This window comes from Atlantibacter subterraneus (assembly GCF_007570865.1).
Taxonomy (GTDB): Bacteria; Pseudomonadota; Gammaproteobacteria; order Enterobacterales; family Enterobacteriaceae; genus Atlantibacter; species Atlantibacter subterraneus.
This window is the reverse complement of record NZ_VLPS01000003.1, coordinates 489057-513967: the sequence shown is the minus strand read 5'-3', so window position 1 is coordinate 513967 and position 24911 is coordinate 489057. Positions and strand designations below refer to the sequence as shown.

General features: G+C 53.2%; 20 protein-coding genes and 1 pseudogene. 7 read left to right on the top strand and 14 right to left on the bottom strand.

From position 1 onward, the window contains the following. Window positions 1–259 precede the first annotated feature (259 nt). The 3 genes from allD to allE are packed head-to-tail and all read left to right on the top strand — an operon-like array spanning window position 260 to window position 3353. Complete coding sequence (gene allD / locus FND52_RS08140; protein WP_144130417.1) at window positions 260–1309, top strand: ureidoglycolate dehydrogenase; 1050 nt, start codon at window positions 260–262, stop codon at window positions 1307–1309. A 16-nt stretch (window positions 1310–1325) separates the two neighbouring features. Beyond that, the gene (allC, locus tag FND52_RS08135) at window positions 1326–2564 is read left to right on the top strand and encodes an allantoate deiminase (protein WP_144130415.1); all 1239 of its coding nucleotides are present in this window, start codon (window positions 1326–1328) and stop codon (window positions 2562–2564) included. A 6-nt stretch (window positions 2565–2570) separates the two neighbouring features. Beyond that, window positions 2571–3353 carry a (S)-ureidoglycine aminohydrolase gene (gene allE, locus FND52_RS08130; RefSeq protein WP_144130413.1) on the top strand — a complete coding sequence of 261 codons (783 nt, stop codon included), beginning with the start codon at window positions 2571–2573 and terminating at the stop codon, window positions 3351–3353. 73 nt (window positions 3354–3426) lie between these two features. Here allE and FND52_RS08125 read toward each other — a convergent pair. The 9 genes and pseudogenes from FND52_RS08125 to FND52_RS08085 all read right to left on the bottom strand — a co-directional run bounded on the left by FND52_RS08125 (window position 3427) and on the right by FND52_RS08085 (window position 14042). Next, window positions 3427–4561: pseudogene (locus FND52_RS08125) on the bottom strand (glycerate kinase). A gap of 25 nt (window positions 4562–4586) precedes the next feature. Then, complete coding sequence (locus FND52_RS08120; protein WP_144130570.1) at window positions 4587–5888, bottom strand: uracil/xanthine transporter; 1302 nt, start codon at window positions 5886–5888, stop codon at window positions 4587–4589. A 64-nt stretch (window positions 5889–5952) separates the two neighbouring features. Beyond that, a complete protein-coding gene (allB, locus tag FND52_RS08115) occupies window positions 5953–7314 on the bottom strand; it encodes an allantoinase AllB (protein WP_125291672.1) in 1362 nt (453 codons plus the stop codon). Between the two features lie 72 nt (window positions 7315–7386). Then, the gene (locus FND52_RS08110; protein WP_144130411.1) at window positions 7387–8856 is read right to left on the bottom strand and encodes an allantoin transporter; all 1470 of its coding nucleotides are present in this window, start codon (window positions 8854–8856) and stop codon (window positions 7387–7389) included. A 108-nt stretch (window positions 8857–8964) separates the two neighbouring features. After that, entirely contained in the window at window positions 8965–9843 is an 879-nt protein-coding gene (gene glxR, locus FND52_RS08105) for a 2-hydroxy-3-oxopropionate reductase (RefSeq protein WP_144130409.1), read from the bottom strand. 80 nt (window positions 9844–9923) lie between these two features. After that, window positions 9924–10700 (bottom strand): hydroxypyruvate isomerase, encoded by a 777-nt coding sequence (gene hyi / locus FND52_RS08100; protein WP_125291669.1) that lies wholly within the window; start codon window positions 10698–10700, stop codon window positions 9924–9926. Between the two features lie 11 nt (window positions 10701–10711). After that, on the bottom strand, window positions 10712–12493 hold the full coding sequence (gcl, locus tag FND52_RS08095) for a glyoxylate carboligase (protein ID WP_144130407.1): 1782 nt from the start codon (window positions 12491–12493) through the stop codon (window positions 10712–10714). Window positions 12494–12619: 126 nt separating this feature from the next. Continuing rightward, window positions 12620–13435: an HTH-type transcriptional repressor AllR gene (allR, locus tag FND52_RS08090; protein WP_125291667.1), complete on the bottom strand. Its 816-nt coding sequence runs from the start codon at window positions 13433–13435 to the stop codon at window positions 12620–12622. A 124-nt stretch (window positions 13436–13559) separates the two neighbouring features. Next, window positions 13560–14042: an ureidoglycolate lyase gene (locus FND52_RS08085; protein WP_144130405.1), complete on the bottom strand. Its 483-nt coding sequence runs from the start codon at window positions 14040–14042 to the stop codon at window positions 13560–13562. Between the two features lie 201 nt (window positions 14043–14243). On the opposite strand from FND52_RS08085, the gene allS reads away from it, so the two are divergent. Then, window positions 14244–15164: an HTH-type transcriptional activator AllS gene (allS, locus tag FND52_RS08080; protein WP_144130403.1), complete on the top strand. Its 921-nt coding sequence runs from the start codon at window positions 14244–14246 to the stop codon at window positions 15162–15164. Between the two features lie 68 nt (window positions 15165–15232). On the opposite strand, the gene FND52_RS08075 is transcribed toward allS, so the two are convergent. From FND52_RS08075 to FND52_RS08060, 4 genes are all read right to left on the bottom strand, one after another. Continuing rightward, complete coding sequence (locus tag FND52_RS08075; protein WP_167509342.1) at window positions 15233–17032, bottom strand: carbon starvation CstA family protein; 1800 nt, start codon at window positions 17030–17032, stop codon at window positions 15233–15235. 112 nt (window positions 17033–17144) lie between these two features. Beyond that, the gene (locus FND52_RS08070; protein ID WP_144130401.1) at window positions 17145–17618 is read right to left on the bottom strand and encodes a YehS family protein; all 474 of its coding nucleotides are present in this window, start codon (window positions 17616–17618) and stop codon (window positions 17145–17147) included. Window positions 17619–17693: 75 nt separating this feature from the next. Further along, window positions 17694–18413, bottom strand: coding sequence for a two-component system response regulator BtsR (gene btsR / locus FND52_RS08065; RefSeq protein WP_144130399.1), 720 nt, complete (start codon window positions 18411–18413; stop codon window positions 17694–17696). Next, window positions 18407–20095, bottom strand: coding sequence for a sensor histidine kinase (locus FND52_RS08060; protein WP_144130397.1), 1689 nt, complete (start codon window positions 20093–20095; stop codon window positions 18407–18409). The genes btsR and FND52_RS08060 overlap by 7 nt, the downstream gene beginning before the upstream one ends. A gap of 62 nt (window positions 20096–20157) precedes the next feature. On the opposite strand from FND52_RS08060, the gene FND52_RS08055 reads away from it, so the two are divergent. After that, window positions 20158–20655 (top strand): GNAT family N-acetyltransferase, encoded by a 498-nt coding sequence (locus FND52_RS08055; protein WP_144130395.1) that lies wholly within the window; start codon window positions 20158–20160, stop codon window positions 20653–20655. A gap of 5 nt (window positions 20656–20660) precedes the next feature. On the opposite strand, the gene apbC is transcribed toward FND52_RS08055, so the two are convergent. Continuing rightward, complete coding sequence (gene apbC, locus FND52_RS08050; RefSeq protein ID WP_125291659.1) at window positions 20661–21770, bottom strand: iron-sulfur cluster carrier protein ApbC; 1110 nt, start codon at window positions 21768–21770, stop codon at window positions 20661–20663. Between the two features lie 155 nt (window positions 21771–21925). Here apbC and metG point away from each other — a divergent pair, with 155 nt between their 5' ends. Together metG and mlrA are read left to right on the top strand one after the other, a co-directional pair. Beyond that, on the top strand, window positions 21926–23956 hold the full coding sequence (gene metG, locus FND52_RS08045; RefSeq protein ID WP_144130393.1) for a methionine--tRNA ligase: 2031 nt from the start codon (window positions 21926–21928) through the stop codon (window positions 23954–23956). A gap of 150 nt (window positions 23957–24106) precedes the next feature. Beyond that, window positions 24107–24850, top strand: a complete 744-nt coding sequence (gene mlrA, locus FND52_RS08040) for an HTH-type transcriptional regulator MlrA (protein WP_125291657.1) — start codon at window positions 24107–24109, stop codon at window positions 24848–24850. The last annotated feature ends 61 nt before the right edge of the window (window positions 24851–24911 follow it).

The window sequence follows — 24911 nt, the reverse complement described above, 5'->3', positions numbered from 1 at the left end:
TTTTATCAATCTAATCGCCAGGCTATTATTTTTGGTGACAGTCATCACACCCGGCGGATTGACAAATAAATTCAAACAGTCCATCCCTTATTGAAGCAATTTATTTAAAGGCGTTGATTAATTAAATTTACTTACAGAAATCAGGTCGATTATTAAATTAATTCTAACGATGACGCTTTATTTATCTGGATCACAATTTCAGTCAGTTTATTACGTATGCTGGCCTTATTAAGGCTCTCACCGTAAAAAAGGAAGACAGATGAAAGTCAGTCGGGAAATACTTCACGAGCTAATTAAAAAAAAATTAACGGCTGCTGGTCTGCAGGACAAACATGCCGCTATCGTCGCAGAGGTGCTGGTATTTGCTGATGCCAGAGGCATCCACTCCCACGGAGCCGTGCGGGTTGAATACTACGCGGAGCGCATCTCGCGCGGCGGCACTAACTGCCACCCTGAGTTCAGGTTTGAACAAACCGGCCCGTGCAGCGCCGTGTTACATGCGGATAATGCCTCAGGCCAGGTGGCAGCAAAGCTGGGCATGGAGCACGCCATCACCATGGCGCGGGAAAATGGCGTGGCGGTGGTGGGTATTCGCCAAATGGGCCACAGCGGCGCGTTGTCCTGGTTCGTGCAACAAGCCGCCCGGGCGGGGTTGATTGGGTTATCGGTGTGTCAGTCTGACCCGATGGTGGTGCCGTTCGGTGGCGCTGAAATCTATTATGGCACCAACCCTCTCGCTTTTGCCGCTCCCGGCGAAGGCGATGAAATAGTGACGTTTGATATGGCGACCACGGTGCAGGCGTGGGGAAAAATTCTTGATGCGCGTAGCAGGCATGAAACCATCCCCGACACCTGGGCCGTAGACAGCCAGGGCAAACCGACAACCGACCCGTTTGCCGTCAATGCGCTTCTTCCCGCCGCAGGCCCCAAAGGTTATGGGCTGATGATGATGATCGACATGCTGTCTGGCATCCTGCTGGGTTTACCCTTCGGCAAGCATGTCAGTTCCATGTATGAAGATTTAACCGCCGGGCGCAATCTTGGCCAACTGCATTTGGTGATTAATCCGGCATTTTTCTCAGCCCAGGATCTGTTCCGCCGCCATATCAGCGACACATTACGTGAACTGAATGCCATCACGCCCGCGCCGGGATTTAGCCAGGTGTATTATCCGGGACAAAACCTCGATCTATATGAAAAAGAATCGCTTAAAAACGGTATAGAGGTCGTAGATGAAATTTACGACTACTTAATTTCCGATGCGTTATATACCCGTTCTTATCAAACAGGGACGCCTTTCGCACAATAAACAGTGAGGCAAAACAATGAATGTTTTTAAAGACGCCGTCGCCCGTGAGCTGCCCTGGCTGTCGGCAATCGGTGCCGATCCTGATGGCGGAATTACCCGGTTGCTCTATTCACCCGCCTGGCTTGAAACCCAACGTGAATTGCGCAAGCAGATGGCGCAAAGCGGTTTCGAAACTTACTTTGACGCGGTAGGAAACCTGTTTGGCCGCGTAGTAGGCAGCCGTTATCCCGATGAGGTGGTGCTAAGCGGTTCGCATATCGATACCGTGGTGAACGGTGGCAATCTTGACGGCCAATTCGGCGCGCTGGCCGCGTGGATAGCGATCCGCTGGCTCAATGAAACTTACGGTGCCCCTTTACGCACCCTGGAAGTGGTGTCACTGGCGGAAGAAGAAGGCAGCCGTTTCCCCTATGTTTTTTGGGGCAGCAAAAATATTCTCGGCCATGCCAACCCGGACGATGTACGCGAAATCTGCGATGCGCAGGGGATACGTTTTGTGGATGCGATGCGGGAGTGCGGCTTTACCCTGCCGAACGCGCCGCTGAAGCCGCGTAACGATATCAAAGCCTTTGTCGAGCTGCATATCGAACAAGGCCGGGTACTGGAAACTAACCAACAGTCGATTGGCGTGGTCACCGCCATTGTCGGGCAGCGCCGTTATACCGTGACGCTCAGCGGCGAATCCAATCACGCGGGCAGTACACCAATGAGCTATCGGCGCGATACCGTGCAGGCATTTAGTCGTATCTGCGTGGAATCGATTGGCAAAGCTCGCCTGGCAGGAGACCCGTTGGTGTTGACCTTCGGTAAGGTGGAGCCTCAGCCCAACACGGTAAACGTGGTACCTGGTAAAACGGTGTTTACCATTGATTGTCGCCACACTGACGGTCGACAACTGATCGCGTTTACCGGGCAACTCGAACGGGATATGCAGGCTATTTGCCGCGAGATGAATATCGAAATCGATATCGACTTGTGGATGGATGAAGCCCCCATTCCGATGAATGCCGGTCTGGTGTCAAAGCTTGAGCGCGTGTGCCGCCAGCAAGATATTTGCTATCGCCTGATGCACAGCGGCGCGGGTCATGATGCGCAGATATTTGCCGAGGCGGTGCCAACCTGCATGATTTTTATGCCGAGTATTAAGGGCATCAGCCATAACCCGGCAGAAGCAACGGATATTAACGATTTGGCGCTGGGGGTAAAAACCCTGGCCATGATGCTTTATGAATTAGCGTATAAACCAGAGGAGTAACAGCGAATGGGTTATTTAAATAATAATACGGGCTATCCCCAGGACTTATTGATGTCACGGGCGATTGTTAAGCGTGGCAATTACGCGTTAATCACGCCAGACGGACTGGTCAAAAACATTATTCCCGGTTTTGAAAATTGTGATGTCACTATTCTGTCTACTCCCAAACTGGGTGCAACCTTTGTCGATTATTTAGTTACTCTGCATCCGGGCGGCGGCAATGCTCAGGGCTTTGGCGCACCTGGCATTGAAACCTTCTTATATGTGATTAGCGGCGCAATCAGCGCCTGCGCGGGCGATGAGCGATACTCGCTGACGCAGGGGGGGTATCTGTATTGCCCGCCAGGGGAGAAAATGACCTTCACCAATGCCAGTAGCGGGACGAGCCAGCTCTTTTTATACAAGCGTCGTTATACAGGCATTGAGGGTCGGGCACCATGGCGCGTTAGCGGCAACACCAGCCAGTTGGAACGTATTCAGTATGAAGGAATGAGCAACGTCATACTGCAGGACTTCCTGCCGAAAGAAATCGATTTTGATATGAACATGCATATTCTTTCCTTTGAACCTGGCGCATCGCATGGCTATATCGAAACCCATGTTCAGGAGCACGGCGCTTATATTCTTAGCGGCCAGGGGATGTACAATCTTGATAATGAGTGGGTGCCGGTGAAAAAAGGCGATTACATATTCATGGGTGCTTATTCATTACAGGCAGGCTATGGCGTTGGTAGCGAAACATTCAGTTATATTTATTCAAAAGATTGTCACCGTGACGTCGAAATTTAAACGTTTCTTTTAGCAAGTCGGTTTGACCACGGTGAAAACCGTGGTCTTTTTTATCGTAAAGTCAGAAAGGGAATTAACGGGCGAATGTCTGGCCGAGTTTTATCGCCTGTGCAATATTACGCGCGCTCTGCGCCAGATTAATTTCCCCTTCAGCCAGCACCACCGGTAACGGTGCAAGCCGGGGAAGAATACTGAATACCGCGTCGATTCCGTGCGGGTATACCATTTCCACACCTTCACCCAACACCCCGGCAATACCGATTACAGGTACCTGATAGCGGCGCGCCAGCCGGGCAACGCCAATCGGCGCTTTGCCGCCCACGGTCTGACTATCGAGACGCCCTTCTCCGGTAATCACTAAATCCGCATCGCGCAGCGCCTGCTCCAGGCCAACGGCCTGCATAATAATATCAATACCCGGCGTGAGGGTGGCATGCAGAAATACGCAGGCGGCCACGCCCATGCCACCCGCCGCGCCGCCCCCTTTGAGATTATGGATATCAATCCCGGTTAGGGCAGCCAGTTGGCTGGCGAAGTGGCACAACCCCGCTTCAAGCTGCGCGACCATTTCCGACGTTGCGCCCTTTTGAGGGCCAAATACCGCCGCCGCGCCGTTCGGCCCGGTCAGGGTGTTTTCAACATCGCAGGCGACATCGATACGACACCCGGCCAGTAACGGATGGCATTGGCTCATATCGACTTTTGCCAGGCGGATTAACTCACCGCCGCCAAAGCCCAGGGACTGACCTCTGCTGCACGCCCAGCGCCTGAGCCATACCCATTCCACAATCCACCGTCGCGCTCCCGCCAATCCCCAGAATGATATGGCGCACGCCACTGTCCAGCGCGTGCGCAATAAGCTCGCCGGTGCCATAACTTGTCGCGAGTAGCGGGTTGCGCTGTTCCGGCTTAACCAGCATCAATCCGCTGGCAGAAGCCATTTCGATAATCGCGGTTTCGCCATTGCCGGTAACGCCATAACAGGCTGACGTTGGCAGCCCCATCGGCCCGGTGACGTTAACGCTAACCGTACGGCCATGGGTAGCGGCAACCATAGCGTCCACCGTTCCTTCTCCTCCGTCAGCAATCGGCAAACACAGGTATTGCGCATCCGGGAATATTTCTTTAAACCCTTTTTTAATCGCCAGGGCGCAGCGCTGCGCGCTCAGACTTTCTTTGAATGAATCGGGAGCAATGACAATTTTCATTGGTTCATCCTTAATTAAAAGCTCATTATTTAAAGCGGTCCCAGGGCAACAGATTTTCCAGCAGTACCGCCAGTAATATGCCCATTAATAATCCGTTGCTTAATAACGGACGCAGGGTAAGAGGGATGTCATATAAAAACACAGGCGGAATGTTCATTAAAAACAGACCAACAAACAGGGGAATGGCGATTCGATAAATCGTTCTCGGGCTTAACTCTGCCATTTTGGCAAACAGTAAGGCTGACCAGAGTAAGGGCAAATAGGCTACCAGCATCACCGCGCTACTAATGGTGAGCGGAATAGCGCAAAAAAACTGCGTTAACCATGGAACCACCGCAATTAACAGAAAAAACAGACTACCGAGGATAAATGACCGACGGCTGGCATCTTCAGTCTGGGTTATCAATCCTACCGAGGAAACGAAGGGCGAAAAGGGCACCACGCCTAAAGGCGCGGTGAATATCGTCATGGCACCGGAAACGATAAAACTGCGTCGATAAATAACCTGCTCATCTGCCGCAGGATAAAAAACATCGGTCCCTCGAATAGCGCCAAAGGTATTTGAAATATTGACCAGTCCGGTCAACACAGCGGTGATCACAATGCCGGGCTTAATATTTTCTGGTGCGCCAAGTGGAAACCAGTGCCATGGGGCGGCGGTTGAAAGCAGTTCGGGTGAAGCAAACCAAAGTTTATAAAACATCCAGCCAATCAGAGTGCCGATAAGAATGGCAAATTTTGCGATTCTACGGGGGGTAAATACAATGATGGCAATAATTAACATGACAACCGCTAACGCTAACGTAAAGGGTAACCACTTAATGGAGATGCTTCCGGTTACTACGCCAAATGGCAATCCCAACATGCCTTTAAGAAAAATTGTGACTAATTGCGCCCCTAGCAGAAACATAAAGACCACCATCACCGACGGGCGGAACAGCCGCGAAAAACGCTGGCCAAGGCCACTGATCCCCACCAGCACCGTAAGCAAACCCGCCAAAGAAATCCCCACGGCAAAACTTCCGCCGATATCGGCAAGCGACGTACCCTGCGAAGATTCGGCAAAAGTAACGCTAAGGATCGTCCCCCACCACAGACCCGTCGGGCCCTCCATGATGGCCCGTTTATGACCCCATATAACCTGAACCAGACAGGCAAGCGCGGTGCTGATAAAAGCGTATTGCATCAGCATAAAAGTGGATTGATCGGATAAATGAAACGCGGATTTAAGCGTCGGGGGTACGACGACCGTATTGCAGAATATAAAAAATAACCATTGAAAGCCTGACAACCCATTATCCCGGCTAAGCTTAAGCACGTTAAATATCCTTACCTTCATAAAACGAAAAATGCTGTGCCCACAATAATGAGCACAGCTTTATCAGTGAGGGCTACTGCTGATGTTTAAGAATGAATTTACCGATCGGTTTGCTGGCGAAACCAGACTCAATGTCATAGATCACTTCGCCACGTAAAATGGTTTTCATGATCCGCGCGCCGATAGTAAACCCGACGTAAGGACTGACTTTATGACGATATTCCAGATCTTCATTTTTCAGCACATATGAAGAGTTGGGTTGGATAAACACCAGATCGGCGTCTTTCCCAGGGGCAATACGCCCTTTGTTTTTCAGGCCAAAAATATCGGCTGCATTAGTTGCCATCAAATGCGCGAATTGCGTTAGCGGCATCCCGCGTTTTTGCACGGCCTCGTCAAACATCACATCCATGCAGCTTTGCAAACCCGCAATTCCGCCCCAGGCTTGCATAATATTGCCTTGCTTCATTTCCGGCGGGCATGGAGAGTGATCGGACACCAGGCAGTCAATTTCGCCATTCAGTAATTTTTCCCACATGCCCTGCTGATTTGCTTTATCGCGGATTGGCGGGGAACATTTTGCCAGCGTACCGATTTCTTCAAACATACCGGTATCGAGGACAAAATAGTGAGGGCAAGATTCGCAGGTTACGTCCTGACCTTCCTGACGGGCACGCGTCACTTCAGCGACGCCTTCAGGGCTGCTGACATGGCAAATATGCAGGCGGCAACCTGTGACTTTGGCCAGATACAAAATGCGGCGAATGGCTTCTACTTCGGTAAAGACCGGACGGGAAGCGACATAGTCGTGCGCGGTCAGCCGCCCTTCTTTCTTCGCCACGTCACCCAGTTCGTCACAGATCAGCGCGTTTTCACAATGTACCAGCACCGGCTGACCCAGCTCTGCTAAGGTCTTTGTGCCACGCCAGAACTGGTAGTCATTTACGTCGCGGAAATCGTTGTCGATACCGCGATCGCCGCAGGTGGCAACAAAGCATTTGAAGCCGACAACCCCCACCTCATCAAGCTCATGCAGACGGTCAAGGTTGTATGACACAAGCCCGCCGAGCTGTGCGGCATCGATGGTTAGTTTGCCCTTTGCCGCATCGAACTTCATTTCGATTGAAGCACGGTCTACCGTAGCGGGAAGCTGGTTAAGCGGCATTTCGATCATCGTCGTTATACCCCCTTTCGCCGCCGCACGCGTGCCCGTTTCATAGCCTTCCCAGTGCGTACGACCGGGTTCTGAAATATGGGTGTGCGCATCAACCATGCCCGGAGATACCACCAGGCCGGTGGCGTCCATGACGTTTGCCGCGCCACTCAACCCTTCACCAATCGCCGCAATTTTTCCATCCTTTATTGCGATATCGGTAACGAGGGCTTCATTCTCTAAAATAACAGTGCCGTTTTTAATAATCAGATCGAATGACATAAGACTCTCCATGTTTTATAGAGTAGATGTTTGAGACAGATATTGCTTACAACTGCTACTTTTGTGACTTCGTTAATTTTGTCCTGCCGGTTTTTTTTCAATTGACGCCCGCGGCGTTTTTCCTTTGAAAAGAGCATATAAACCAAAGGCCACAATGACGCCGACAAACCAGGAAACACGTGAAAGCGGCTCTAACAGCGGAATAAACTTCCCGCCCAGTGAGATAATGACAGCAATAACCGTGACAACAAATGCAGTGGTATTAAACCCATGCTCATAAAATTTGTAATCGCCGGGTTTAGTGTATAAGACATTTAAATCAATATTACCGCGCATAACGATATAGTAATGCGCCAGCATCACACCAATAACCGGACCCAGCATCCCGCCAATAATATCCAGGAATAAATAAATACTGTCCTGATTCTCCATGAGCTTCCAGGGACAAATCAGTAAACTAATAATACTGGCAATCATAACGCCATTCTTATAGGTCAGCTTAGTCGGTGCGATTGCCGCAATTTGATAACCTGCCGGGATAATATTCCCGGTGGCGTTGGTTGAGATGGTGGTCATCAGAATAACAAGTACCGCGAAGAAGGATGCAAATAAACTGTCCCAACGCTGCACAATATCCAGCACGTTCCAGGTGTCTACCCCGTAATGAATGCTGGCACCGGCAATAATACAGACCCCGGCAACGGCAAACAGAATATAGGCAACCACCAGCCCCAGCGTCTGGCCAATCGCCTGCTGGCGAAAGTCTTTGGCATTTTGGGTAAAATCGGATGCGCTCACCGCAGGCGCGGCCCATACGGCAACGACGGCATTGATCACCACCAGTACTAAAAACCCGCTGTTGCCGTTTTGCGTTACCCCGGTGGGTATGTACTCAAGTATCGGGGTAATCCCTACCAGGTTAACCGCCCAGATCGCCATCCCGCCAAACACGATATAAATGCACGGATTCAGAATAGCGGTAAATTTATTCAATACGCTGCCGCCGCCAAAACCAATCATCACGTTGATGGCCCAGAATATAATAAAGGCAATTAAACCCGGTAAATTTAACCCGAGAATACTGAAATCGCCTCCGAGGCTTAAAAAATCGGGCCATATCTTGCCAATAAGAATTAAGAATGCCAGTGACCCGGCATAGCATTGCAGGCCAAACCACATAATAGCGGCAATACCGCCTCTGAGAATCCCGGGTAATAACGCGCCTTTAATTCCATAGGAGGCGCGTAATATCATGGCAAACGGCACGCCGTAACGTGTTCCGGCTGCGCCATTCATCACCATGACGAAAGCGATAAAAAAAGCGCTGACAATAATAGCCAGCATAATACTTAACGTTGACAACCCCAGAATAAAAAAACCACCGACCATGACATAATTTGGTACGTTATGAACCGATCCCATCCACAAAGTGAAGTAGTTTATTGCACGCCAGGTGCGTTGCTGTTCAGTTTTAGGAAGAAGATCGTCGTTATAACCTCTGCTACGATACAGCTCTCTTTGCTTTAGTTCCTGATTTTCCATAAATCCCTCTAATTTCACGTATCGGAAAACATCAATGAGCTTTAGCTTGTCGGTTAAAATAAATTTGTTATTTTTTTGTCAGGATGGCCCGTGAGCCATCCCTTATTATTATGCGATTTTATGGTTCGCCATTAACTCCAGCGCCTGTACCAGCGCTGAATGGTCCAACTGACTGCCGCCATTGGCGGCACAAGTATTAAATAATTCCTGGCAGGTTGCGGTATTGGGTAAATTAACCGCTAACGCCTTAGCGCTCTGTAATGCCAGATTAAGATCTTTTTGATGCAGAGCGATTTTAAAGCCGGGCGCGAACGTGCGTTTGATTATTCGCTCGCCGTGCACCTCCAGAATACGCGAAGAGGCAAAACCGCCCATTAACGCTTTACGAACCCGGCCAGGATCGGCACCCGCCTTCGATGCAAACAGTAGCGCCTCCGAGACGGCTTCAATATTCAGCGCGACAATAATCTGGTTCGCCACCTTACAGGTTTGCCCGTCCCCATTACCGCCAATCAGGGTGATGTTTTTACCCATTAATTCGAAAAGCGGTTTGACCTTGTCAAAAACATCCGGGTTGCCACCAACCATAATGGACAAAGTCCCCTCGCGTGCGCCAATCTCACCGCCTGATACCGGCGCATCAAGATATTCACCGCCGAGCTCAATCACCTTCAACGCGAAACGTTTGGTCTCGACAGGCGATATCGAACTCATATCAACGATTGTTTTTCCATTGAGGCTGGTTTCGGCACACCCCTCCATACCAAACAGGACATCTTCAACCTGAGGCGTGTCCGGGACCATAATAATAATGATGTCGGCGTTTTCAGTGACCAGCCGAGGTGTCGGGCAAACTTTCGCGCCAAGATTTAGCAGCTCAGCGGCAACCGGCCCTAAATTACTCACGTAGAGTTGATGCCCTGCCTGTGCAAGGCGTAAAGCCATGGGCGCACCCATAATACCAAGACCAATGAATCCAATATTCATGTAACCTTCCTTTTGCTTTTTTGAGCAATAGTTGCCCGTTCCTGAATCAGGAAGCCATTAACAACGATGAGAAAATAAGATTATTGTACGTGGGTTAACCAGCTAATCCCATTTTCAGTGGTCGAGACGGGTTTATATTCACACCCGACCCAGCCATCATAATCAGACGCTTTAATTACGTTAAAAAGATAATCGAAATTAATTTCTCCGGTTCCCGGCTCGCCACGCCCTGGATTATCCGCAATCTGAATGTGGCCTATTTTCGGCAGTTGGTTAATCAGCGTCTGGGTTAATTCTCCTTCCATACGCTGCATATGGTAAATATCATATTGCAGGCGTACATTGCCATATCCAACTTCTGAAATTAACGCCAACCCCTGAGCCGTTCCGGTAAGGAAAAATCCGGGGATATCAAAATGATTAATTGGCTCAATCAGCAGCATTAGTCCCTGTTTTTCAAGCTCGCCAGCGGCATAGCGCAGGTTATTCACCACGGTCTGATGGACTGCCTCAGGCGACGCATCCTGCGGAACTTTGCCGATCAGACAGTTAATTTTTTTATTGCCCAGCGCATTTGCGTATTCAATAGCCTGGGCGACACCGTTGCGGAATTCGGCTTCACGGCCCGGAATGCAGGCGATACCGCGTTCGCCGCTTGCCCAGTCGCCGGCAGGTAAATTATGTAACGTATGCTTTAATTCCCAGCGCGCTAATTTTTCCTGTAATACTTCTGGCGCATAGTCATAAGGAAACATAAATTCCACGGCGCGAAACCCGCACTTTGCTGCATACTCAAAGCGGTCAAGAAAATCATATTCCAGAAAAAGCATCGATAAATTAGCTGAAAAACGTAGCATTTTGCCTCTCCTTATTCATATTTCATAAAGCAGATTTCTGTCGGGGCATCATCGGCGTTATCGGTAGTTGCCTCAAATTCAGTGACATTATCAAGCTCACTACCCATAGAAATATTGGTCACCCGCTCGAGAATTATCTCCACTACCACGGGAACACGGTGTTTTTTCATTAATGCTTCTGCCTGCGCAAACGCGGGAGCGATATCTTCAGGTTTAAATACCCGAATCGCTTTACAGCCCAGGCCCTCAACCACTTTGACGTGATCGACGCCATACCCATTGACTTCACTGGAGTTAATATTCTCAAACGCTAACTGCACGCAGTAATCCATATCGAAGGCGCGTTGCGACTGGCGAATCAGCCCGAGATACGCGTTGTTAACCAGTACGTGGATATAAGGAATATTAAATTGCGCGCCTACCGCCAGTTCTTCGATCATAAACTGGAAATCATAGTCTCCCGAGACTGCCACAACTTTACGTTGCGGATCGGCGACGCAAACACCCAGTGCTGCCGGTATCGTCCAGCCTAACGGGCCTGCCTGTCCGCAGTTGATCCAGTGGCGTTCTTTAAATACATGGAGCATTTGCGCGGCGGCGATTTGCGAAAGCCCAATGGTAGTGACATAACAAACATCGCGGCCAAACGCTTTATTCATCTCTTCATAGACGCGTTGCGGCTTAACCGGCACCTCAGTGAAGTGCGTTTTGCGCAGCAGCGTGCGTTTACGTTGCTGACACTCAGCGACCCATGCCTCACGGTTCACCAGTTTACCGCTGCGCTTCATCTCTTCCGCTACGTCAATCAGCATCTCAAGCGCGGCTTTAGCATCGGAGACAATGCCTAAGTCCGGGCACAGCACGCGGCCAATTTGCGTGGCTTCGATATCGATATGAACAATTTTCCGCCCGGCAGTGTATTTCTCAACCGAACCGGTATGGCGATTAGCGAAGCGGTTACCAATCCCGAACACCATGTCCGAAGCAAGCAGCGTGGCGTTTCCGTAACGATGCGCCGTCTGTAAGCCCACCATCCCAGCCATCAGTTCATGGTCGTCCGCAATCACGCCCCAACCCATTAAGGTTGGGATAACCGGAACGTGGGTAATTTCAGCGAAGCGCTGTAACAGCGCCGCTGCGTCGGCGTTAATGACTCCACCGCCAGCTACGATCACTGGGCGTTCCGCCGCATTTAGCAACGCGATGGCTTTTTCGATTTGAATACGCGTCGGGGTCGGCTTATAGACCGGCAGCGGCGCATAGCTGTCAGGATCAAATTCAATTTCCGCCACCTGCACATCATAAGGTAAATCAACCAGTACCGGGCCTGGCCGCCCCGAGCGCATCACGTGGAATGCCTGTTGCAACACGCGCGGTACCAGCGCGGGCTCGCGTACCGTTACCGCCATTTTGCTGACTGGCTTAGCGATAGACTCAATATCCACCGCCTGGAAGTCCTCTTTATGTAATTTTGCGCGCGGAGCCTGGCCGGTAATGCACAGAATGGGAATGGAATCGGCCGAAGCGGAATACAGCGCCGTAATCATATCCGTGCCAGCCGGGCCGGATGTCCCCAGGCAAACGCCAATATTCCCGGCTCTGGCGCGGGTATACCCTTCCGCCATATGCGACGCACCTTCAACATGACGAGCCAGCACGTGCCGGATTGCGCCGTGCTGGCGCATTGCCGAATAGAACGGGTTGATTGCTGCACCCGGCACACCGAACACCGTGTTGATGCCTTCCTTTTCTAAAACATACATTGCTGCGTCTACAGCTCTCATACGGGCCATGCTACTTCTCCTTACAGATAGATATTGGAAAAATATTCCAATTTTAAAATCCTTCAAAAAAATCCCGCACTCTACAGGGCGGGAGATGCGCTATTTCACGTTCGGGCTGAGAACCGGCAATCTCGTTTACTTCGCGGAACGCATGCCTAACGCCATACTGATATCTTGCGCGGTATCGCGTACTAATTCCCCTAAACTTTCAAAGCGATCGCTGGATAATCGCGTGCTGGGGCCGGAAATTGAAATCGCTGCAACCACTGTTCCTGAGCTGTCGTATACCGGCGAGGCGACACAGTTCAGTCCTTCAGCATGCTCTTCCTGATCGATGACATAGCCACGCTGCTGAGACAGCTTTAAATCTTTTTCAAGCTCCGGTAAGCCTGCCAGGGTGCCGGGCGTGAAGCGTTTAAGACCCGACTTTAATAGCAATTCTACGCGTTCGTCTTCAGGCAGCGGATAAATCAACGCCTTACCTGCCCCGGAGGCATGTAGCGGCATCCGGCTTCCCAACGGTGCACACATTCTCACCATTGACTGGCATTCAAGCTGCCCGATAAGTACCGCTTCTGCGCCGTTACGGATACCGACGTTCACCGTTTCGCCGGACATCAACATCAAGCGGCGCATAAAGGGGGCAGCAACTGACAGCACGTCGCGGTTATGGATATAGGCCGCGCCAATGTTGAAAACCCCGAGACCAATATGCCACCAGCCAAGTTGCACATCCTGATAAACAAAATCCGCGTTTTCTAATACTTTCAATAACCTGAAAGTGGTCGAAAGCGGAAGTTCAAGGCTTTCGGCAATATCAGTTACTGAAGAACTACCACCGCTTTTCGCTAAATATTCCAGAATCGCGATGCCACGCTCCAGCGCTTGCGCCCCTTTCTGTGCGCCCGCATCAGCCTGTCCTGGCCGTCCACGGCGTCTTAATTCAGTCATGCTCTAACTATCTCCCATAAATATTGTCTGGCTAACAATATGTTGCGCAACAAATAAGCGTATGCACATCTTATGGAAGATGTCTTAAAGCGTCACGGCATTTATCCTGTACCGCAATCTCTGATCAGCTAAAAACCAGTTCCCGAGTGGCGATTGTCGCGACGTCACAATTGTCATTGCCGCCCCGGTCGATAGTTAAAAAGTCGGTAGTTGTTTGCCATGCAAAAAGCGGATAATGCCAGACGTTGCGATAGTAATTAACGCCCTGACGGCCATTGGTGATGAAGGCTCTGATGCTCTCCGGGTCCGGTTCCTGTTCACCGGTCGCCACAACCATCACGAACGACTCGCCGTTGAGAGGAAAAAAGGCCTGGGAGCCTAACGGATGGCGCTCCAGCACGTTGATCATTAACGGTTCCGGAAGCGGCTCAGCGCGGTTAATGCTAATAAGCGCTTGATCCTGTTTTAAAATATCAGCTTTTCCCAGCGCGTGATAACGCTCGACCAGCCCATTGTTGATATGGAAAAAATCGCGTCCTGCGGTTTCGATGACGTCGCCATAGGGAGCAAAGCTTTCCGCATCCAGCGGTAATACCTTTAATTTCATTCGTTCATCCTTTTCTGATGCGAGTATCGCATACGCGTTTTCGCCTGATTTCTGAACTCTTGCTGAACAATTTAAAACCATCCGGGGAACAGGGCAATAAAAAGTTGGAAAAATTTTCTAAAAACATGACAAAGCCCATACTAATGGAATGCCTTAAATGAGAATATTCATCAAATTCATAGAGTAACGGGCAGGCAAGAAATGTTGGATCATGAAACGCTCAGGACGTTTTTGATGGTCGCTGAGTGCAACAGCTTCTCAAACGCCGCTGAAAAATTGCACAAAACCACGGCCACGATTAGCTATCGCATTAAACTGTTGGAAGAGAACGTGGGCGTGGCGCTATTTCACCGCACTACCCGCAGCGTATTGCTAACCCCTGCGGGCGCACATCTTGTCGAGCGTTCAAAGGAATGGCTAAGCTGGCTGGAGGCCATGCCCGGCGAGTTGCGTCAGGTACATGATGGCGTTGAACGCCAGGTGAATATTGTGGTGAATAACTTACTCTATGAACCTCAGGCGATTGCACAATTGCTTAAAGCGCTGGCTAAACACTTTCCTCTGACCCAATTCACCTTTGCCCGGCAAATATATATGGGCGTCTGGGATACGCTATTACACGATAATTATTCGCTGGCGATCGGGGTGTCCGGTCGGGAAACCCTCTCTGAGAGTATTGCTATTCATCCGTTAGGCGAAGTGGAGTGGCGATTTGCCATCGCGGCCCACCACCCGCTTAATGCGCTTGATGGCCCAATTACGGAAAGCCTTCTCAGGCAGTATCCGGTTATCAATATTGAAGACAGCGCTCGCCACTTAACCAAACGTGTGGCATGGCGGCTGCCGGGCCAGAGGCAGATCCAGGTTGCCGACTTATCAACAAAGCTTGCTGCACATCTTACGGGCGTCGGTATCGGTTTCTTACCTGAAGCCTTGTGTCGGCACTACCTTGAAAGCGGAGAATTAGTTGCCCATACCGTCCCGTTTATGCGCGCGCCTTCCCCCCTTTGCCTGGCATGGCCGACGTATCAAACCGGAAAAGCCGTTGAATTTATCATTGAGCTGTTTCAGCGCCAGGCCCCCGAAGTGGCGGGATTTAATAAATTATTCAGCGCTGGCTGAGCCGCCAGATTACGGCATAAAAAAACCGGAGTTTCCTCCGGTTTTTTTTGAATCTACAGAGCTAACGCTTAAGAAAGCGCCTCAACCGGCTCCGGCTGCGCGCGGGCGCGCCACAGCACAATCCAGCGCTGGATAGAGGAAATCATAATCACCAGCCCCAGCACCACCATAATAATAGAAATCGTGCCGTTGAAGATGTTGAAGCCCTTGGCCGCAGAGTTGAAATACACGTTTTTCACCATCCAGTACGCCGCGTAGTTCACGGTAACGTACAGGTAAGAGAGCGGCACCAGGCAGGTCAGCGCGTACCAGCGTTTTTTCGACATCCGCATGATGATGGTCGCGCCAATCATCAGGCCAATCGACGCCATCAGCTGGTTAGAAACGCCAAACAGCGCCCAGACCGAGTTGATATCGCCGGAGTTCAGCAGGTAACCCCACAGCAGGCAGGCCACGATGCTGCAACCGATCGCGCCGGGCATCCAGTTCGTGCGTTTCAGCGGAGCCCACAGATCACCGAAGAAATCCTGCAGCAAATAGCGCGCCACGCGGGTGCCGGAGTCCACGGCAGTGAGGATAAATACCGCCTCAAACATCACCACAAACTGGAAGAAGTAAGACGCCAGGTTGCTGAACCACGGAATGCGGGTAAAAATATCCGCCATGCCCACCGCCAGGGTTACGGCCCCACCGGTACGTCCGTACAGATCCAGCCCGATCTCTTCGCTCAGTTTCGGCAGGTTAACCACATCCATCCCCAGGCCGGCAAACACCTGCGGTGCGGAGTTGATGGCGAAGTAGTCCGCCGGATGCAGCGCGGTGGCAGCGATCAGGGCCATCACGCCCACCACGCATTCCGCGCACATTGCGCCAAAGGCCACCGGCAGGATGTCGTTCCATTTGTCGATCTGCTTCGGCGTGGTGCCGGAACCGATAAAGGCATGGAAACCAGAGATTGCGCCACAGGCGATGGTGATCGAGATAAACGGCCAGACCGGACCGGCCAGTACCGGGCCATTACCGTGGATAAACTGCGTCACCGCCGGGAACTGGATTTCCGGGTTGATAAATACCACGCCAATCACCAGCGCGCCGAACACGCCGATTTTCATAAAGCTGGACAGGTAACCGCGCGGGGTCAGCAGCATCCATACCGGCAACGCGGTGGCAAAGAAAGCGTAGAACGGCAGCACCAGGCTCACGGTGGAGGCTTTCAGGCTCAGCCACTCGCCAAACGCAGAGGCCTGGATGTAAGGACCGGCAATCACACAGCCGAAAATCACCAGAATGCCGACCCAGGTCGCGCCGCGCATGCTACCGGTGAAGCGCTCCCACAGACCCACGCCAATCGCCACCGGGATGGTCATAAACACCGCGAAGGTGCCCCACGGGTTACGCTCAAGGGCGTGAACCACCACCATTGAGAGACCCGCCATGGTAATGGTGATGATGAACAGCATCGCCAGGCCGGTGCACCAGCCCGCTACCGGGCCAAGCTCGGATTTTGCTACTTCTGAAAGGGATTTGCCCTGATGCTTCATGGAGGCGAACAGCACCACGGTATCGTGTACCGCGCCGCCAACCACACAGCCCACCAGCAGCCACAGGAAACCGGGGAAATAACCGTACTGGGCAGCCAGCACCGGCCCTACCAGCGGGCCAGCGGCAGCGATAGCGGCAAAGTGGCTGCCGAAGTTCACCCATTTTTTGGTCGGGACGTAGTCTTTGCCGTCCTCATAAACATGCGAAGGGGTAACCTCGCTGTCATCTGCGTTCAGCACTTTACGGACGAAAAATACGCCGTACAGACGGTAGCAAATGGCAAGGATACACAGGGTCGCAATAACAAACGTCAGTGCGTGTGACATAGCCAACTCCAGGGATAAGAAAGTTTTCAGCGCTATCCTGGCATGGCGATGTCACACAAGAGGGCGGGATTTGCTTCAGCGGTCGTATTGCAATCTAAGCGGTCAAAAAGGGTTACTGAGCGGCGGAGGGGTTAAAGCGGCTCGCCAGCCCTTTAAGGAAATTCCGCAGAAACTGGTCGCCACACTCGCGATAGTTCTTATGCTCCGGGGCGCGCATCATGGCGGTGATTTCCGGCATCGAAACGCGGAATTTCTGCTCGGTGAGGATCGCCAGAATATCGTCGGTTTTCAGCTCAAAGGCGATGCGCAGTTTTTTAAGGATAATGTTGTTGGTGATTTTGCGGTCAGCCTTCAGCGGCGGCTGGCTCTCGTCTTTGCCGCGGCGCAGGTAGATCAGGCCATTGAGAAACGAGGAGAGGATCAGATCCGGGCAGCGCGCAAAGCCTTCGTCTTCTTCTTTTTTGATGTACTGCACCACCTGAGCGGCGCTCACTTCCACATCCGCCAGCGCCAGGGTGGAGATGATGTCGTTATTGTTCATTTTCAGGGTGTAGCGAAGGCTACGTAAAATATCGTTATTCAGCACTGGCGTGTTCTCTTTAGTACAGCGGGAAAAGACCAGTGTACCATTTTCCACTGGCCGACTGACGATAAAAACGCGCTACAGCCCCAGCGCCTCTTTCAGGCTTTTCAGATAGCGACGGCTGACCGGCACGGTCTGTCCGTCGCGCAGCAGCAGCTCCGCCTGGCCATTCTCTTCAAGGCGGATCTCTTTCAGGTGCGCCATATTCACCAGATACTGCCGATGACAGCGCAGCAGCGGCGTGCGGCTTTCCAGGGTGCGCAGCGTCAGTTCGGTAAAGCCCTCCTGCCCCTGGGCGCTGGTGACGAACACCCCGCTCATCCGGCTGCTGACAAACGCCACGTCTTCCATTTGCAGCAGCCAGATACGGCTGTGCCCGGTGCAGGGGATGTATTTCAAATGCTGCTGGTTGGCGCTGAGCAGCGACACATCCTGCGGCGCGCGCTCCTGGCGCAGGCGGTCGAGAGTTTTCGCCAGCCGCCCGGCCTCAATGGGTTTCAGCAGATAATCAAAGGCGTGCTCTTCAAAAGCTTTTACCGCGTACTCGTCATAGGCGGTGAGAAACACGATGCCGGGCCGGTGGCTTGGGTCGAGCATGCCGACCATCTCCAGCCCGGAAATACGCGGCATCTGGATATCAAGAAACAGCACGTCCGGGCGCAGCCGGTGGACCGCGCTGATGCCTTCTACCGCATTGGCGCACTCGCCGACAATGTCGATATCGCTGTGTTCCTGGAGCAGAAAGCGTAAATTCTCGCGCGCCAGCGGTTCATCATCAACCAGAAGCACCTTTAACATGGGGAATCCACCATCGGTAGTTGTAGGGTTATACGGGTAAAATGGTCCGGCTCGCAGCTAATGGTCATGGAACAGTCGTCCCCGAACCGGGCGCGCAGCCGTTTTTCCACCAGGCTCATCCCCAAACCGTTCGTCTGCGGTTTTGGTTGATACAGCCCGGCGTTGTCTTCGATTTCCAGCACCAGCCGATCGCCCTGCTGGCGAGCGCTAAGCTGGATTTTTCCGGTCTCCATCATCTGGGAAGTGCCGTGTTTAATGGCGTTCTCAACGATGGGTTGCAGGGTAAACGCCGGTAAACTGACGTGCGCCAGTTCACTGGGCAGCGTCAGGGTGACCTGCAGATGCGCCTGAAAGCGCGCCTTCTCGATTTGCAGATAGGCGTTAACGTGCTCTATCTCATCGGCAAGGGTGACGATTTCTGACGGGCGCTTAAGGTTTTTACGGAAAAAGGTCGACAGGTATTGCACCAGCTGTCCGGCCTGTTCGCTGTCGCGGCGGATCACCGCCATCAGGGTATTTAGCGCATTAAACAAGAAGTGCGGGTTTACCTGGGCGTGCAGCAGCTTGATTTCCGACTGGGTCAGCAGCGCTTTTTGCCGCTCGTACTGGCCCGCCAGAATTTGCGCGGACAGCAATTGCGCAATCCCCTCCCCCAGCGTGCGGTTAATGGAGCTAAACAGGCGGTTTTTGGCTTCGTAAAGTTTGATGGTGCCGATCACCCGCTGATTCTCGCCGTACAGCGGGATCACCAGCGTCGAACCCAGCTTACAGTGCGGATGCAGCGAGCAGCGGTACGGCACTTCATTGCCGTCGGCATACACCACCTCGCCGGACTCAATCGCCCGCCAGGTATAGGACGAGGAAATGGGCCGCCCCGGCAAATGGTGATCGTCGCCGATGCCGGTAAAGGCGAGCAGCTTTTCGCGATCGGTGATCGCCACCGCGCCGATATCCAGCTCTTTCCAGATAACGTGGGCCACTTTGGCGCTGTTCTCTTCGTTAAATCCGAGACGCAATATCCCCTCGGTAGACGCCGCTACCTTCAGCGCGGTCGCGGAAAACGCCGAGGTGTATTTTTCAAACATAGCGCGCTTATCCAGCAGGATGCGCATAAACAGCGCCGCGCCGACGGTGTTGGTGACGATCATCGGCGCGGCGATGCTTTCCACCAGCTTCAGCGCATCCTGATAAGGCCGGGCGATCAGCAGGATAATCATCATTTGCACCAGTTCGGCGATGAAAGTCACCGCCCCGGCGGTAAAAGGGTTGAACAGCTTATCGCTGCGGCCACGGCGCACTAACAGGCTGTGCACCAGCCCGCCCAGCAGCCCTTCGACGATGGTCGATATCATGCAGCTTAGCGCGGTCATCCCGCCCATCGAGTAGCGGTGCAAACCGCCGGTCAGCCCTACCAGGCCGCCCACCACCGGGCCGCCCAGTAACCCGCCCATCACTGCGCCAATCGCCCGGGTATTAGCGATGGAGTCTTCAATGTGTAAACCGAAATAGGTGCCGAGAATGCAGAAAATCGAGAACGTAACGTAACACAGCAGCTTATGCGGCAGACGCACGGTGACCTGCATCAACGGGATAAACAGCCGCGTCTTGCTCATCAGCCAGGCGATGACCAAAAACACGCACATTTGCTGGAGCAACAGCAACACCAGGTTAAACTCGTACATACTCCACACACCGGCCTTTCAACTGAAAGCGCGTAAGATACCCGGCGCACTAACGACTTTCTATGAAGATGCACAAAAAAGTGACAATTTCAGACCCGGATAAAAAATCAGACCTGACCCTCCGCCCGTGGCAGGAAGCCGATCGGCCTTTTTTACGCACGATTTATCTGCACGCCCGTCGCGAAGCCTGGCCATGGCTGGATGCCAGCCAGTGGCAACTGGAAGATTTCGATGCCGCCACGCTCGGCGAAACCATTTGGGTAGCGGAACAGGACGGCCACCGCGTCGGCTTTGCCTCACTGCTGGAAAACGATAACTTTCTGCACAATCTGTTTATCGACCCGCAATACCAGGGGTCAGGCGCGGGCAGCGCGCTGTTGCAGAAGGCACAGGAAAACTTCACCAGCACCGGGGCGCTAAAATGCCTGGTGAAAAATGAACCGGCAGTAAGGTTTTATCAGCGTCACGGTTGGGAAATTGAGTCGACGGGCGACAGCCCGGAAGGGGAATATTACTTAATGCACTGGAAGCAAAAAAAGGCAGACTCACGTCTGCCTTAGGGAATTTACACCGCGCGGAACGAGATTTCGCTCGGGATCACTTCGCCCTGCCAGTAGAGCTGCGCCGCAACGCGTCCTGCCAGCTGGCGGTAAATCTGGGTGAATTCGCTGTCCGGGCGGCTCACCACCGTCGGCTGACCGCGATCGAGATCTTCGCGTAGCGTGATATGCAGCGGCAGCTGGCCGAGCAGCGAAGTGTTGTACTGCGCCGCCAGTTTCTCCGCGCCGCCGGTGCCGAAAATCGGCTCGTGGTGGCCGCACTGGCTGCACACGTGCATGCTCATGTTTTCCACGATGCCCAGCACCGGCACGTCCACTTTCTCGAACATCACGATGCCCTTTTTGGCGTCGATCAGCGCGATATCCTGCGGCGTGGTGACGACCACTGCGCCGGTTACCGGCACGTTCTGCGCCAGCGTCAGCTGGATGTCACCGGTGCCCGGCGGCATATCCAGCACCAGATAATCCAGCTCCGGCCATAAGGTTTCAGACAGCATTTGCATCAGCGCTTTACTGGCCATCGGGCCGCGCCACACCATGGCGTTATCGTCGGTAACCAGATAGCCGATAGAGTTGCTGGCCAGTCCGTAAGCGACAATCGGTGCCATATGGGTGCCGTCCGGGGAGGTCGGGCGCTCATGTTCAGTGCCCAACATGGTCGGGATTGACGGGCCGTAGATGTCGGCATCCAGAATGCCCACTTTCGCCCCTTCGGCGGCCAGCGCCAGCGCCAGGTTGACCGAGGTAGAGGATTTACCCACCCCGCCCTTGCCGGAACTGACGGCAATGATGTTTTTCACGCCGTTGATGCCCGCCTGGTTTTTCACACGCTTCAGGGTGGCGATCTGGTGAGTCAGTTTCCAGTCGATGGCTTTCGCGCCGGTAAGGCGTAGCAGATCCGCGCTGGCGCTCTCTTTCAGCTCCTCGAACGCGCTCTGCCAGGCGAACGGCATTTGCAGCTCGATATGGATAACATCGTCCATCCATGCCACATGATGCAGCGCCTTCAGGGCGGTCAGGTTATGTTTCAGGGTGGGGTGCTGGAAATTCGCCAGTGTCCCGGCAACGATGGCTCGCAAAGCTTCCGGAGATTTGGCCTGGGATTGAGGACTCATCCCGACTCCTTTGTAATTGTGTTTTGATAAGGGTTCGAAGCGTTAAGCATACCAAAAAGGGAATAATTCCCCCAGCCTTCGCTTTTGGGTTACCAAATAAGTACCCATTTGGTAATATCGAACCCCCTTTTTACCTGGAAGAAGTAATTCTCACTATGACTCAAGTCGCGAAAAAAATACTGGTAACCTGTGCCCTTCCCTACGCGAACGGCTCGATCCACCTCGGCCACATGCTGGAGCATATCCAGGCTGATGTCTGGGTTCGTTACCAGCGAATGCGCGGCCACAACGTCAACTTCATCTGCGCCGACGATGCCCACGGCACGCCGATTATGCTGAAAGCGCAACAGCTTGGCATCACGCCGGAGCAGATGATTGGCGAGATGAGTCAGGAGCATCAGACCGATTTTGCTGGCTTTAACATCAGCTACGATAACTATCACTCCACGCACAGCGACGAAAACCGCGAGCTGTCGGAGCTTATCTATACCCGTCTGAAAGAGAACGGCTTCATCAAGAACCGCACCATTTCGCAGCTGTACGACCCGGAAAAAGGCATGTTCCTGCCGGACCGTTTCGTCAAAGGCACCTGCCCGAAATGCAAATCCCCGGATCAATACGGCGATAACTGCGAAGTGTGCGGCGCGACCTACAGCCCGACCGAGCTGATCGAGCCGAAGTCAGTGGTTTCCGGCGCGACGCCGGTGATGCGTGAATCCGAACACTTCTTCTTCGACCTGCCGTCGTTCAGCGAAATGCTACAGGCGTGGACCCGCAGCGGCGCGTTGCAGGAGCAGGTGGCGAACAAAATGCAGGAGTGGTTCGAATCCGGCCTGCAACAGTGGGATATTTCTCGCGATGCGCCGTACTTCGGCTTTGAGATCCCCAACGCGCCGGGCAAATACTTTTACGTCTGGCTGGATGCGCCGATCGGCTACATGGGCTCGTTCAAAAACCTGTGCGACAAGCGTGGCGATCTCAACTTTGACGACTGGTGGAAAAAAGACTCTGACGCCGAGCTGTATCATTTCATCGGTAAAGACATCGTTTACTTCCACAGCCTGTTCTGGCCGGCGATGCTGGAAGGCAGCGGCTACCGCAAGCCGACCAATCTGTTCGTCCACGGATATGTGACGGTGAACGGCGCGAAGATGTCTAAATCGCGCGGCACCTTTATCAAAGCCAGCACCTGGCTGAACCATTTCGACGCCGACAGCCTGCGCTATTACTACACCGCCAAGCTCTCCTCACGCATTGATGATATCGACCTCAACCTGGAAGATTTCGTCCAGCGTGTAAATGCCGACATCGTCAACAAAGTGGTCAACCTGGCGTCCCGCAACGCGGGCTTTATCGCCAAACGCTTCGACGGCATGCTGGCGGCAGAGCTGGCCGATCCGGCGCTGTACAAGACCTTTACCGACGCGGCCCAAAGCATCGGCGAAGCGTGGGAAAGCCGTGAGTTCGGTAAAGCCGTCCGCGAAATCATGGCGATGGCCGACGTGGCCAACCGCTATGTTGACGAGCAGGCTCCGTGGGTGGTGGCGAAACAGGAAGGCCGCGATGCCGACCTGCAGGCGATCTGCTCAATGGGCATCAACCTGTTCCGCGTGCTGATGACCTGGCTGAAGCCGGTGCTGCCGCAGTTGAGCGAACGCGCCGAAGCCTTCCTGAACACCGAGCTGACCTGGGACGCTATCCAGCAGCCGCTGCTCGGCCATAAAGTGAATACCTTTAAAGCGCTGTACAACCGCATCGAGATGAAACAGGTTGACGCGCTGGTTGAAGCATCGAAAGAGGAAGTGAAAGCGGCAGCCGCGCCGGCAACCGGCGAACTGGCGGATAATCCGATTCATGAAACCATCAGCTTCGATGATTTCGCCAAAGTCGATCTGCGCGTGGCGCTGATTGAAAACGCGGAGTTCGTTGAAGGCTCCGACAAGCTGCTGCGCCTGACGCTGGATCTGGACGGCGAGAAACGCAACGTGTTCTCCGGCATCCGCTCCGCGTATCCGGATCCGCAGGTGCTGATTGGCCGTCTGACGGTGATGGTCGCCAACCTGGCACCGCGCAAAATGCGCTTTGGCGTTTCTGAAGGCATGGTGATGGCGGCAGGCCCTGGCGGGAAAGATATCTTCCTGTTAAGCCCTGACGACGGCGCTAAGCCCGGCCAACAGGTCAAATAATCATGATGCCCTCCTCGCGAGGGCATTTTTTTTTTGATCTGGCAATCCGACCGCCGAGTATCTGTGCAAAAATACACAATACATTTTGCCTGGTTAGCCTGCTACCGACTACAGTTAAGTGGGGATTTTTACGCGCATAGTGAGGGTGGTATGGCGCTTTACACCATCGGTGAGGTGGCGGAGTTGTGTGATATTAACCCTGTCACACTCAGGGCATGGCAGCGGCGATACGGGCTGGTTAAGCCGCAACGCACCGATGGCGGGCACCGCTTATTCAACGAATCTGATATCGACCGGATCCGCGAGATCAAACAGTGGATCGATAACGGCGTTCAGGTCAGCAAGGTTAAATCGCTGCTGCTGACGGACGCGCAGGACCCGGGTTCCCAGTGGTATCAAATGCAGGAAACGCTATTGCGCCTGCTGCGCGCCGGGAATATTAACCGGGTACGTAACTGGGTCAGTGAAACTGGCCGCGACTACCCCGCTCAAACCCTGGTCGACAAGCTGTTTATTCCCCTTCGCCATCGCCTGCAAAGCCAGCAGGCCGCCCTCGCCACACTCCTGAGCATCCTTGACGGCGTGCTGATCAACTACATCGCCCTGTGCCTGTCGTCGGCGCGCAAAAAAAGCGGCAAAGACGCGCTGGTAATCGGCTGGAATATTACCGACACCACGCGCCTGTGGCTGGCGGGCTGGAGCGCCACTCAACGAGGCTGGCGTGTGAGTATTCTGGCGCATCCGGTGGCGCAGCTGCGCCCGGAAATTTTCGAGGGCCAGACGCTGCTGGTGTGGTGCGGCGATAACCCCACCTCTCAACAGCGAACCCAACTGGCGCAGTGGCGCACGGAAGGCCGGGCCATCATCGATTTAAACGCGCCGGAAGCGCTGTAAACGACGTAACAAAAATAACAAAGGTGCAACCTGAGCGCAGACGGGTATAATCGTCGGGTTA